Genomic DNA, 13979 nt, shown 5'->3' with positions numbered 1-13979 from the left:
GATATCTCAACCTCAAATAATTGTTATTATTTGGAATAGACATATACCTAATGAAATCTCAGGAAAAATTTTGGCAAATATATGGCAGATAAAGAGAGCGTGGGATAAAAGCTTGAGAAGATAAAGATGAGATGATAATATGGAAATATAGAAGTATCAAGAAATTAAGCACTGTAAAGTGATAGGAAACCCAAGTGGTGACGTAAAAGTATGGTGGAGGAAATACTAATGAAATATTTTAAAGAACAATTGCCATATGGATTAGCTGGATTTTTGATTATATTGTTTTTAGATATCGGTAATACGTTTACCAAAATCGTAAATAGCATTGGACGATATGAATTTGCGACAATCACTCTTGTAATGTTAGCGATTGTATGTATATACTTTCGGCTGGATGTCTCTATGAAGTTGCCGATCAGTTCAGAATTCGATGCGTGGATGATAAGGGGACTGTATACGGTAGGATTATATATAGTATTTATGACAGTCGCTTTCGTTATAGGGAATCCGATATTTGCAAGGTATAAGCTGTTGGGTGCATGTATATTCACAATAGTGGATTTAGCATTCCTTTTTTATCGCATGAAGGTAATTGAAACCAGACAGAGAGAAAAACGTGAGCAGAAGAAGAAACAAACCTACACATTAAAGGATCTGTATGAGGGAAAGCTGGCTGGATATAGTGGAGAGATGCTCGTACTAGATGAAGAGGCTGTGGACTATGACCTTTTACACAGAGAGGACCTGATAGAAAATATTATCAGGACAGTTGCGGACTGCTATCCCAATAAAAAGCTTGTACTTAGCTTAAGTGGAAAATGGGGTAGCGGAAAGACTACGGTTCTGAATATTGTAAAGAAACGTTTGCAGGAAAGTGAGAATATTTTAATTATTGATGACTTCGACCCGTGGAATTATGAAGATGAGGCTGCTTTGCTTAGTGGAATCTTGGACACTATTTTTAAGCATTCACAAGTTGATTACAGTGTTTCAAAACTGAGAAAGTGGAAAAGAGATCTATTGGCATTGATTTTTAATGCTCATGAATCAACGCGGGGAGTTAAGCTTTCATTCTTAAATGAAGATAAGGCAACGGTTTCGGTGATTCGCGACAGAATTAACGAATACATGTCGCTTTCAAAGAAGCGGTTTGTTTTTATACTGGATAATATCGAGCGACTGGGGCCAGAGAAAATTTTGTTTTTGTTGAAGACGGTTGCAGATGTATTAAACTTTGATAAAGTTATTTATGTTCTTTCATATGATCCTGAAGTGTTGAAAAGTATGCTTGCGCAGCAGCATTATGGGATGGAATATCTTAAAAAGATCGTGCAGGTAGAATTTTGCATACCGGAATTTGACGGAGAAGTTAAGAGAGATGTGCTTCTCTGTTGCATGGATAATATATTGCAAGTATATAAGACTGATGAGAACCAGCAGAAGCTGATCTTAAAACATATGTCGCTGATAGCAGAATATATCCAGGACATTCGGGATATCAAAAGGTTTTTGAATTCAATTATGAGCAGCTTTTATTTTCTGTCAAAAGATCAGGGAAAGCGGCTTGCAGGGCAGCTCAATATTGGTGATTATACTCTTCTTGAATTTATAAAAAGGGAAAACAGAGAGTTGTATGATATAATCTGGAATAATGCAACATATTTTGTCTCAAAGGACAGGGAAATGCTGTTTGGACATGAATTCCTTTATAAAGAACGGTTAGAGAAGAAAAATAAAGAGATAAAAGAATTTTATCAGAAGTTGTTCGAAAATGAAAAATATAACAGATATAAAATATTGTTGAAAGAACTTTTCCCAAGTGTGAAACATTATGCAGAGGATAAGATGAATGTTTTGAATTATGAATTCGGAGATGATGACTATGAGAAGACGATAAAAGAGCGTCGAATCTATAGTGGATATTTCTTTACGATGTATTTTACGCATCGAATGAATAAGAATTTGGGCAATCAAAATACAGTGGAAGAGTTGATCTGGCTGTGTAACAGAAAAGACACAGAAAAAGCTGCGGAAGAATTGGAGAAAGCCTGTAGCACATGTGACATAGAAGAACAAGTAATTTTGTTTGAAAGGATTCAATTGTATGTGACAGATCTGTCCACAGAAGGATGGGAAACATTATTTGATGTACTATATGATTACGCAGCAACAGCGGATGAGATGATGCTGTTTTTTAGGCTGGATCCAAAGAGGCGTGCAATCTATATTCTTTCATTGGCACTTGAAAAGGTATCAGACCGATTTTTAGAAGGTTTCCTGCTGCATATGAAGAACGAGTACAGTAGAATGCAGGAAATTAGTGAGATCATATGGCACAATAAAGTAGAGGGAAGCGAAGAGAAAGAAATAAAATACAACGGCCGTGCGGGGAAAGTGTATGAGGAACTGCTTGCCATGGCATTGTATGTGATAGGGAATGAATTGGACCTGTATGATGATCTGAATTACCGGGAACATAATATATGGGGATGGTATCATGCTGTAAAACGTGATTCATCTGTAGATATTAAGGAAGCGTTCCATCATATGTTAACGCCTAAAAATATTTATCGCTTTTTGTGGGACATGACCAGTAAATCGCTAAGTGGAGTATATGGTTATAGGCTGAACGAGGATAATTTTAAAATGTTTTGTGATCTGGAGGAAATAGAAGAGTGCATACGGCAGCATGTGCCGGAGACAAGTGATGAAAAATTTGTATGGGAGATATATGATACGTTCAAGAATGAAACAGGGGAAGACGGTAGGACGGTATATAGGCAGAGAGAAGTAAAATTAAGGCTCTGAGGAAGCAAAGTGGCAGAAGAAATGTAAAATGGAAAAGGAACAACAAGAAACTATTGAAATTTGCCTTTTGCAAACAGAAAAACTATGATAGAATAGTTGGGCATGTATCGGAATTTAGGGTAAAACTATGCCGAAATTCATAGAAAAGTAAAGTATTAAGGCAGGTTCTATGTTATAATAAGCAGAATAGAACCTGGGAGAGAGTATTATGTACGAAAACAAGAAAACATTTGAGAGTATTCTCGTACTGATCGTTGACTTGTGCAGCCTGATTGTCAGTATGGGAATTGCCTTCTGGATCCGTTACGGAATCTTTTATGGAAGGTTTGAGCATGGTGACCAGATCTGGCTGCTTTTATTCGCAATCGCCCTGTATGGTCTGATCTTTGTGCTGATGGATTTCAGCCATCATTTTTTCCGGAGAGGAATGTTCGATGAGTTTGTAAACGTTGTGAAGTCGGAATTGATCTTTTCGGCAGTCCTGATTATGGCGTTGTTTGTGATGCACCGTTCCGCAGATCTCTCGCGTCTCGTCTTTGGTTATCAGATCGTGATTAATACATTCATGATGTATGCGGCGAGAGTGATCTTTAAGCAGTATATGGTAAAGGTCTACCGGAACAGCCGCCACAGCAATCGGCTTCTCGTTGTTACCTCATCGGATCAGGCCGGGGATGTGATTGAGAATCTTAAGGAGTATAATGAATGGAACCGGACGATCGCAGGTCTGGTACTTACGGACGAGGCGAAGGCGGAAGAGATTGGCGAGATCCCGGTGGTAGCGCACCGTGAGGATTTCTTAAATTATGTGATCCGGAACGATGTGGACGAGGTATTTATCATCGATGACAAGCTGATGCGCACTCCGCTTATGAACGAATGGGTTCGTGAGCTGGAGCAGATGGGAATCATTGTGGATATAAATATTGATGCGTTTGATCTTTCGGTTTCCGGAAAGAAGTCGTTAAACCGTGTCGGAAAGTACGCGGCGGTCACATTTGCGAGAAATCTGTTCTCAACGAGACAGATGATCGCAAAGAGGGCGCTCGATATTGTCGGCAGTCTGGTCGGAATGGTAATCCTTGGAATTGCTACGATCTTTGTCGCACCGGCGATCAAGCTGGATTCCCCGGGACCGGTGTTTTTTGGACAGACCCGTGTCGGAAAGAACGGACGTAAGTTTACGTTCTATAAGTTCCGTTCTATGTATAAGGATGCGGAGGCAAGAAAAAAAGAGCTGATGGCATCAAATGAAGTAAAGGGCCTGATGTTCAAGATGGAAGATGATCCGCGGATCACGAAGGTCGGAAAGTTTATCCGGAAGACGAGTATTGACGAGCTGCCCCAGTTCTGGAATGTGCTTCGGGGTGATATGAGTCTTGTTGGAACGAGACCGCCGACCGTTGATGAGTTTGAACATTATGAGGCGAAGCACAAGTGCCGTCTCAGCATGACGCCAGGACTTACCGGTCTCTGGCAGATCAGCGGGCGAAGTGATATCAAGGACTTCGATGAGGTTGTCCGCCTGGACATGCAGTACATAGACAACTGGTCGATCTTAAAGGATATTAAGATTCTGATCTTAACGGTCAAGGTTGTATTGACAGGGCGTGGATCGAGATAAAAAATTAAAAGGAGAAGGAAGATGGACTACAATACAGATGAGCAGGAGATCGATTTAAAAGATTTGATGTTTGCGGTATTCCATAAATGGAGACCGTTGATCCTTGTAGCGGTGATCTGTGGGTTGCTGTTAGGTGGTATCAAGGGCATAATGACTTATAAAAAACAGAGTGATCCGAAAGTGCGAAAAGAGGCAGATTTGACCTATTCAGCAGATCTGGAGCTCTACGAGAAGAATAAAGATACTTATACGCGGGAGATTGAAAACCTGCGGACAGATATCGAGAACCAGCAAGAGTATCTCGATCATTCGATCTGGATCAATATGAGCCCGTATGATGTATGCGAGGCAAGAGTAGATCTCTATGTATCCACAGGATATGAGATCATGCCAGGAATGGCATATCAGAACCGTGATTATACGGATACGATCCTTCAGGCATATCAGTCAATGCTGACGAGCAGTGCAGTGATGGAGGATGTCGCGAAGCAGGTCGGAACGGAGCCAAGATATCTTCAGGAGCTTGTTACGGTGACGATCGGTACCATAGGGGTAGATAAAAATCAGTTCAGCCGCCTTCTTACAATTAATGTCAATCATACAAGCAAAGAAAAAGCAAAGACTGTTCTTGATGCATTTCTTGCACATGTAGCTGATATGCAGGCACAGATCACAGCAAGCATTGGAGAACATACTGTTTCTACCGTCAATGAGGGAATAAGCTCAAAAGTAGATCTTGACCTTGCGGATCTCCAGAGGCAGCAGTCCCAGAAACTTACAGATTTAAACGACAGTCTCCAGACAAAACAGAAAGATCTCGATGAATTGGAAGAGCCGGAAAAAGAGGATTCTTCCAAGGTGGCTGCTTTAAAGAGTGCCATAAAATTTGGTCTGGTCGGTGGTTTCGGCGGGGCGTTTATAGTTGCGTTTGTTGTTTGTATTGTGTTCCTTATGGGAGATAAGGTTTACTCCGCAAAAGAGCTGAAGGAACGTTACAAAGTAAAAATTCTTGGAAAACTCTCCTCCGGGAAAAAAGTCGGCATTGTCGATGCGTGGTTAAACCGACTGGAAGGACGTACTTGCAATGCCGATGAGACAGCAGAGTATCGTTTGATTGCAGCGAATGTAAAGAACTATGCAGGAGATATGAAAAAACTCTTAATTACCGGAAGTGCACCGGCAGATACTTTAATGCGCGTCGCAGAAGCATTAAAGTCGGAACTTGGAGAGATTCAGACAGTAGTTGGAAATTGTATGCTTGAAGATGTCGAGACAGTGAGAGAGCTTCCTTTGTGTGATGGGGTGATTCTTGTGGAGCAGTGTGAGACATCGAAATACAGTGCTATTGAGACGGAGATTGAGAAGATCCATGACTTGAAAAAAAGTGTTGTTGGATGTGTGGTAATTGAATAAAATGCAGAAATAGTTGTATGTAGTGGCAGGGACTGGATTTTTTAAATCAAGTCCCTGCAGCTGTATAAAGGACAAAGTAATTAATTGAATCTGAAGGAGAAATAAATATATGTGTGGAATTGTTGGATTTACTGGACATAGACAGGCGGCACCGGTACTGCTGGATGGTCTCGCAAAGCTGGAGTATCGCGGATATGATTCGGCAGGACTTGCAGTGCGTAACGGTGAAAATGAGGTGGAGATCGTAAAGGCGAAAGGACGTCTGCGCGTCCTTGCGGAAAAGACGAATGATGGAACCGCAATGCACGGAACATGCGGAATCGGGCATACCCGCTGGGCGACACACGGGGAACCGAGTGAGCTGAATGCACATCCGCACTGCAGTGATGACCGGAATGTAGTTGGTGTCCACAATGGAATTATTGAGAATTATCAGGAACTCCGGGAAAAACTGCAGCACAAGGGATATAACTTCTATTCTGATACGGATACAGAGGTTGCGATCAAGCTGATCGATTATTACTATAAGAAGTATGAGCATACGCCGGTGGACGCGATCAACCATGCAATGGTGAGGATCCGCGGTTCTTACGCGCTGGCCATCATGTTCAGGGATTATCCGGAAGAGATCTATGCGGCGAGAAAGGACAGCCCGATGATCATCGGTGTTGCGGATGGCGAGTCGTTTGTCGCGTCGGATGTTCCGGCGATCTTAAAGTATACGAGAAATGTTTATTATATCGGAAATATGGAGATGTGCCGTCTGCAGAAGGGAAATGTGACGTTCTACAATCTGGACGGCGATGAGATCGAGAAAGATCTGGTGGAGATCCAGTGGGATGCGGAAGCTGCGGAGAAAGCGGGCTTTGAGCATTTTATGATGAAGGAGATCCATGAGCAGCCGAAAGCGGTCCGTGATACAGTAAATTCGGTTGTCCGGGATGGCAAGATCGATCTTAGTGGAGTTGGAATTACGGAGGAAGAGATCCAGAAGCTGCAGCAGATCTATATTGTTGCCTGTGGTTCCGCGTACCATGTTGGTGTTGCGGCCCAGTATGTGATCGAGGAGTTGGCGCAGATCCCAGTCCGCGTGGAGCTTGCGTCGGAGTTCCGTTACCGGAGAATACTGTTTGCGCCGAATTCTCTTGTGATCATCGTAAGCCAGTCCGGAGAGACGGCGGACAGCCTTGCGGCGCTCCGGGAGGCGAAGGCCCATGGGGTTAAGACGTTAGCGATCGTCAATGTAGTCGGATCCACGATCGCCCGGGAAGCGGACCATGTTTTCTACACGCTTGCGGGACCGGAGATCGCGGTCGCGACGACGAAGGCATACAGCACACAGCTGATCGCGTCCTATATTTTATCCATCGAATTTGCCCGTGTTCGTGGAATGATCGATGAGGACAGGGCGGCGGAGCTGATCGCGGAGCTTCAGACGATCCCGGATAAGATCGAGAAGCTTCTCGAGGATAAGGAGCGGATCCAGTGGTTCGCGGCGAAGCAGATGAACGCACAGAATATGTTCTTTATCGGCCGTGGAATCGACTATGCGGTGAGTCTGGAAGGCAGTCTTAAGATGAAGGAGATCAGCTATATCCACTCTGAGGCCTATGCGGCCGGTGAGCTGAAGCATGGAACGATCAGCCTGATCGAGCCGGGAACGCTGGTGATCGGAGTTTTGACGCAGCAGGATCTCTATGAGAAGACTGTCAGCAACATGGTCGAGTGCAAGAGCCGTGGGGCGTATCTGATGGCGCTCACGACGTATGGAAATTACAGCATCGAGGACTGTGCGGAGTTTGTGATCTATATCCCGAAGACGGATCCGCTGTTTGCGGCGAGTCTTGCGGTGATCCCGCTGCAGCTTATGGGGTATTATGTATCTGTCGCGAAGGGACTTGATGTGGATAAGCCGAGAAATCTGGCGAAGAGTGTGACGGTGGAATAATTTTTGCGTGGAATTTTACATGTTGGAAAACAAAGATGAAGGAGAGTATCATGGAAAACAATTCAAATGAAGTTGTAGAGATCGATCTGAAGGACCTGATGTTTGCGGTTCTTCATAAGTGGAGACCGGTGCTTGCAGTCGCGGTTATTATGGCGGTTCTGCTTGGTGGTGCGAAGGGCACGATGACTTACAGGAATCAGAATGACCCGGAGACGGCGAAGGAAGCGAGAGTAACTTACCAGAATGATCTGGAGCTCTATGAGAAGAATAAGTCCACATATGAACGTGAGATGGAAAATCTCCGAACAGATATTGCGAATCAGCAGGAATATCTGGATCATTCGATCTGGATCAACATGAGTCCGTACGATGTATGCGAGGCGAGAGCGGATCTGTTCGTTTCCACAGGATATCAGATCATGCCGGGAATGGAGTATCAGAATCGTGATAATACAGATACGATCCTTCAGGCATATCAGTCTCTTTTAACCAGCAGCGCAGTTCTTGAGGATGTTGCGAAGCAGGTAAAGACGGAGCCGAGATATCTGGAAGAACTTGTGGAAGTGACGATCGGGGCAAATCAGGATGGCCAGTTAAACCGCATGCTCACGATCGATGTAAAGCACACGACAAAAGAAGATGCCAAGGAAGTTCTTGACGCATTTCTGGCACATGTAGACGATATGCATGACCGGATCGCCACAAGTATTGGGGAACATACTGTTTCTATCGTAAATGAGAGTGTCAGCGCGCTGGTGAACCTTAATCTTGCAGAACTTCAGCGCCAGCAGACCGAGAAGTTGACAACGCTGAATGACAGTTTACAGACAAAGCAGACTGCATATGATGAACTTGAGGAGCCGAAGGAAGTCGATTCTTCCAAGCGTGCGGCGTTAAAGAGCGCGATTAAATATGGAATTCTCGGTGGAATTCTTGGTGGATTCCTTATTGTGTTTGGAATCTGTGTTGCGTTTGTGATGAGTGATAAGCTGTATTCTGCGAAGGAACTCAGATCCCGCTATAAGGTAAAAGTTCTCGGAAGACTTTCCAAGGGCGGAAAGAAAGCTGGAGCGATCGACGCATGGCTGAATCGTCTTGAGGGACGCGCATGCAACGTGAACGCTGAGACGGAGTATGGGCTGATCGCGGCGAATATTAGGAACTATGCGGATGGAATGAAGACCATTCTTGTTACCGGAGATGTGGATTCTGAGGTCCTTAGAGGGGCTGCGGAGGCGCTGGAGAAAGAGCTTAGTGGAATCCGCGTGATCTCTGGAAACTGCATGCTGGAGGACGCTGAGACCGTTAAGAAGCTGCCGGAGTGCGATGGAGTTGTGTTTGTTGAGCAGTGCGGTATGTCTAAGTATAGTGCGCTGGAGCTGGAGATCGAGAGAGTGAAGGATCTTGGGAAGAGCGTTGTGGGGTGTGTGGTGTTGGAGTAGAGAACACTAATGTCCGTACGGGAACACTGGAACCAAGAGGTTGATTGTAGGTTGTAGTAGTTTTAGTTTATAGGTGAATATTGAATGAGAGAAAAAGGGAGCGATCGCTTGGGATTTTCTATGGTTGGTGGAGAGTTCGGAGAGGTGGCTTCCTTTTTGTTATTTAAATTGTAAACGCTCCATAGCGTTTACGTAATGGAACGGGATTCTGACGAATTATAATGGTATAGTGGTTCAGCTTGACTACACAGCGATATTGACGTATGCTGAATGTGGAAGACAATACCATGGTTGATATCAAAGAGTGGAAACAATAAATGGAACCTATAAAATGGTTTCGGAACTTTTGAAGGAGGAATTGGCATGAGTGGCGTAGCAACTCTTAGCAATGAGAAAAACTATACCGTGTTCCAGTTCGGAAACCATGTGATCCGGTTCATTGCTCCGTATTCGTTGGAACGATATACAGCAGTGAAAGAGTGGGACAATGGATATCTTGTTGTTATGGCAAAGTATAAGCACAACGAGAAACCGGAAGAAGAATATATTGATTTAGTTCCGATTCTCCAAAATTTGTATTTCGATGTCGATAAGTTCTTAAATCCAATCAAAAGCGTGGAGGTGGCAAATGGTTGATGTGAAGCAGGTTGCAGATGCGGCAGATATGATTGTAAATGGTTATGCGTTTACCCGTTGCGCTGAGGGATTCCGTGTTTTGAATTTGAATCGTCCTGATCGGGCCGTAGTGTTTTCAAGTGATGGTAAGGTTTTGGAGACCAGCATGGATGATATTGAGGTTCGGATCGCGAGAGACTATCTGGAAAAGAACCGGAAGTTTATGGAGGACTAAGATGCCGAAGTATTACGAATACAAAATTGCAGGGTATTATCTTTACTTCACATCTTACTGCGTTATTGAGTGTATGCATGTGCACGCCAGTGACCGTAAACTGACGGAAACTGGCGCTGCAAAGTTCTTTGTGAAAGATAACGGTGACACCCTGGTACAGAATCGTGGAATTCTGAATGATAGAGAAATTCGAAAAATCCAGGAGTTCATCAAACAGAACTATCAGGAAATGTACCTGAAATGGTCAGAATACAGTCGGGAAGGATTCTACGAGAAAAATATTTGATAACTGTATTCTGCTGAGCCCAGTGGACTGACAACAATAAACTAAGACTTTCCATTTTAGATCTGGAAAGTCTTAGTTTATATATGGAGAGACTTCTTATTGGCGGAAAGGTAAAGCGGAATTTGAAATGCTTAAAGAATTTAATGCAGCAGGAATGAAAATTGAGATGGTTCAATTGCAGAGTATCTGTTGTCGATTCTGATTCGTATGGTCCGAAAGTGTTTTAGATATAATGTTGTGGAAGGAACTCAGGCAGGCGCAACTGCATATAGCATCACCGTAACTGACAAGGTGAATAACTTGAAAACGTACCTGTATGTCGAGTATCTTCTGACGGAATTACCTGAAAAAGTTTCCAAGAAAAAGGATAGCACGTTTTTCTGGGTGATTTTATGTCGTGGTCACTTAAAACGCCGACGTCTTGTCGTAAGATAAAATAGAACAGTTAAGGCCGTCTAGGAGAGGTGGCTGGTTTTAGTGGCTGGTGTACGTTTTACCATTTATGTATTTTGTACTTTTATTATCATAAATTTTTGTTGTAGATATTCAGAAATGTGTATGGGCAAAAGAAAAACTTGCAATCTATGAAAAATAGTGTTACCCTTAAAAGGTACGATTTTATTAGGAAGAGGGGGTTGGCACATGAAAAAGCCCGGAAATAAAAAGTTGTTGAAGAGCAATCGTATATCCGGTTTTCAAAAGGCCGATCACCAGAAACTACCTATAGATAAGACCAGACGGATTATATCGCAAAAATTTCACTTTTTTAAGATTTTCAAAGTTGGACTTATAGGAGCGCTCATTTTTGGTATTTTGTTTGAATTGGCCTTGGAACATGTTCCAGGGCTTTTATTATGGTCTATTTACGGTATTATTGTTACAGTTATCCTGAAGGAAATATGGGATATCGTCAAAGAACGATATAAAAGCACTGATGAATATAAGAATATGATGAGTTCTTCACAGAGTCCATGGCAGAAAACTGTAATAGTGTTTGGGTGTCTTTTTGATATTGTCTTGCAGAGTGGAGAAGTCTTTTTTGGAGCTATACTCATGCTGAGCGTTACTGGTGGGGCAGTATGGGCGAGTGTTCATGGAAATGCGCGTACAGCTGCGGCAGTAAAGGCATTTATTGCATATGGACCTGCTGATGAGGCTGCTCAAATGGAAGAAAAGAAAACTGATATAGATGTAGAAGAAACAATAGTCGATAAAACGGTGGTATCTTCAGATGACAAATATAGTAATGTAGAGTCATCTCGAACATTAGAGCCGCAAGACATTCGGGATGAATTGTCTATGGAGGTTTATTCAGTTAAAAATTCAGACTATTCTCTTATGGATGAAACAGCTGTAAAAGCTGAACAGATAGAAAAGGCTCGCAGAATGCGGTTGGAAATCCCGACAAAGGACTGGTCCATATCTGCTGAGGATCGGGCAAAGTTCCTCTTTATGACAGGTGAATATGCCATTAGTACAAATTGGACTGCTGAGCAAGCTGCAGTCAAGTTAAAGGCTGATATTGAAGCAGTAATTGCATGTCAGTATCTGAATGATTTTGATATTAGAGCAGATCAATCACTCCGAAATTTGGTTTCGGAAGCCAGTGCCCAGGATAATACTTTGGTATCTTCAAGAGAAAAAGATCATATTATTACTGTTCGTTTGGATGCTTATACAATTTATGGAAAAGCTTCGCTTGCCAGACTTCTGGCTGAAGATTTTCATTGTTATGCCTTGGCTTACCAATACTATAATGGTGACCGGGATATTATTACTTCATATTATCTGCAGTCAGTTAAATGGCTTTTTGAAAGCCTGAAATACGCAGAAAATTCCCCAGAATCCCAAATAAATATTCTTGTATCACTAAGATATCGTTATAATGACATTATGACTTATTCGGAGCCAAAATCCGAGCAGTGGGAACGAGCGAAGCTATTGTCGGATGCATTAGATGAAATTATTGAAGAGAGAAAGTAAGGAGGGCGATAAGCTTGTGAATCAGGCTTGTCGCGCTTGTTATATATAACAGCTACCTATAGAAAAATGTCGTTAAAGCGTAAACGTCAAACCATTTGCCTGCCAATAATAAAACGCCGCTTCATCAGCGGCGTAGTTTCCTGCATGCATCTGGAAGCGCTGAGGACCAGGGCATCAGATCATCCAGTTTTGAGGGATCTATATTTCCATTTTCATCACTGCGCTTCGGTAGTTCTGCAAGGATGTATCGAAAATAGTAATATGGGCGCAGGTCATTCAGCTTTGCTGTCTCTGAGATACTGTAACGGAGGCGAACCTCATGGTTCCTGGTCAGTTTTTAACGATCAGTGGAGCAGGAATCCTTACATAGTCAGTTCCTTTGCTTAGTAATGGGTCTGTGTATTTTTAAGTGGAATCGTAAATTCTGTTGCAAGAGAGCCTAATTCCCTTAATTATCATAGAAGAATCTTATTTACCGAGCCTTTCTCATAGTCTCCCATATTTCATTATAATGGAGTACAGGTGCTCCCAATCTGTTCCAGAAGGCATGTGGTATAGATTTAATAATGTTTCTAATTCCGGCAATTCCAATGTATTGCCGTATGGTCTACGTGTTAAACGAGATTCCTTTTCAAGAAAAATTCCTCCGCCACCTCCCACCTGTGTTCGAATCGGATAGAGGTGGGGCAGTGCTTGTTAAGAAAGAAAAATTCTGCAATACACCCGCTTTACGGTTTACACCCGCCAGCGTCCGTCCTATAATAAAGTATAACAAATACAATACAGGGGGCTGGTATTATGAATAAACTGAAAAGGTGCGGAATCATTTTCCTTTCATGCATGACACTGTCCACGGCAACGACTACTGTTTTTACTGCAAACACGATCATCGCCGAAGCTCATTCGGGACGTACAGATGCTAATGGAGGTCATCGTGACAATAAGAATAAGAGTGGGCTGGGAAGTTATCATTACCATTGTAACGGGCATCCTGCACATTTGCATACGAACGGTGTATGCCCGTATGCAGTGGGGGGCCAGACAGATAATAGTTCTGCAGGAAACAGCAGCACCGCGGCAGCAGAAGCACCTTCGATCACCTATGATCTGATGAACTCTTACTCCAGAGTGTTTGATCCAGATTATTACTACAATACATATCCGGATCTTCAGACTGCGATTGGAACAGATAAGCTGGCACTGTTCACGCATTTTTATAATTCTGGCATGGCAGAGGGACGAAAGGGGTGCGCGGAGTTTGATGTGAATGTATACAAAGAGAATAATACCGATCTTCAGACCGCGTTTGGAAGCGATTTGAGGAAGTACTATGAGCATTATATGAATACTGGATGGGCGGAAGGACGGACGCATTAAGGGAGAGCGTGGTCCTGATAAAACAGAGGTGCCGCTGCGTGTATGAGTTGTTTATACATGCGGCGGCACTGCTGTTTTTTAGATTTTTTGCGGTGAATTTTTATGCATCTCAGTTGGAAGTTTTTCCGACCACGGAAGCAAATGTTCTAAGTGGTGGTTGTAACTTAGACAGTTTTTATGAATAATACGGGTTGAAATCCATCACCTGTCGTAAAGGTCAAATCCTTCGCCCCACGCCAAATACA

General features: G+C 43.0%; 10 protein-coding genes. All 10 read left to right on the top strand.

The features are described from left to right. Positions 1–228 precede the first annotated feature (228 nt). The 10 genes from DXA87_RS16645 to DXA87_RS16590 all read left to right on the top strand — a co-directional run bounded on the left by DXA87_RS16645 (position 229) and on the right by DXA87_RS16590 (position 13734). Positions 229–2811, top strand: coding sequence for a P-loop NTPase fold protein (locus DXA87_RS16645; RefSeq protein ID WP_015552312.1), 2583 nt, complete (start codon positions 229–231; stop codon positions 2809–2811). 208 nt (positions 2812–3019) lie between these two features. Next, the gene (locus DXA87_RS16640; protein ID WP_117505428.1) at positions 3020–4435 is read left to right on the top strand and encodes a sugar transferase; all 1416 of its coding nucleotides are present in this window, start codon (positions 3020–3022) and stop codon (positions 4433–4435) included. Between the two features lie 21 nt (positions 4436–4456). After that, entirely contained in the window at positions 4457–5848 is a 1392-nt protein-coding gene (locus DXA87_RS16635) for a hypothetical protein (RefSeq protein WP_015552314.1), read from the top strand. A gap of 109 nt (positions 5849–5957) precedes the next feature. After that, positions 5958–7796 (top strand): glutamine--fructose-6-phosphate transaminase (isomerizing), encoded by a 1839-nt coding sequence (gene glmS / locus DXA87_RS16630; protein ID WP_117505426.1) that lies wholly within the window; start codon positions 5958–5960, stop codon positions 7794–7796. 50 nt (positions 7797–7846) lie between these two features. Then, entirely contained in the window at positions 7847–9238 is a 1392-nt protein-coding gene (locus tag DXA87_RS16625) for a hypothetical protein (protein WP_147326540.1), read from the top strand. Positions 9239–9601: 363 nt separating this feature from the next. Beyond that, positions 9602–9874: a hypothetical protein gene (locus DXA87_RS16620; protein WP_015552319.1), complete on the top strand. Its 273-nt coding sequence runs from the start codon at positions 9602–9604 to the stop codon at positions 9872–9874. Then, positions 9867–10088, top strand: a complete 222-nt coding sequence (locus tag DXA87_RS16615; RefSeq protein WP_015552320.1) for a hypothetical protein — start codon at positions 9867–9869, stop codon at positions 10086–10088. The genes DXA87_RS16620 and DXA87_RS16615 overlap by 8 nt, the downstream gene beginning before the upstream one ends. Position 10089: 1 nt before the next feature. Further along, complete coding sequence (locus DXA87_RS16610) at positions 10090–10374, top strand: DUF4160 domain-containing protein (protein ID WP_117505422.1); 285 nt, start codon at positions 10090–10092, stop codon at positions 10372–10374. Between the two features lie 642 nt (positions 10375–11016). Further along, positions 11017–12357 carry a hypothetical protein gene (locus DXA87_RS16605; RefSeq protein ID WP_117505420.1) on the top strand — a complete coding sequence of 447 codons (1341 nt, stop codon included), beginning with the start codon at positions 11017–11019 and terminating at the stop codon, positions 12355–12357. A gap of 798 nt (positions 12358–13155) precedes the next feature. Further along, positions 13156–13734, top strand: coding sequence for a YHYH domain-containing protein (locus DXA87_RS16590; RefSeq protein ID WP_015552325.1), 579 nt, complete (start codon positions 13156–13158; stop codon positions 13732–13734). The last annotated feature ends 245 nt before the right edge of the window (positions 13735–13979 follow it).

Source organism: Desulfotomaculum sp. OF05-3, assembly GCF_003435535.1.
Lineage (GTDB): Bacteria > Bacillota > Clostridia > Lachnospirales > Lachnospiraceae > Pilosibacter > Pilosibacter fragilis.
Note: the sequence above shows the minus strand (reverse complement) of the source record. Positions and strands in the feature narration are given on the sequence as shown.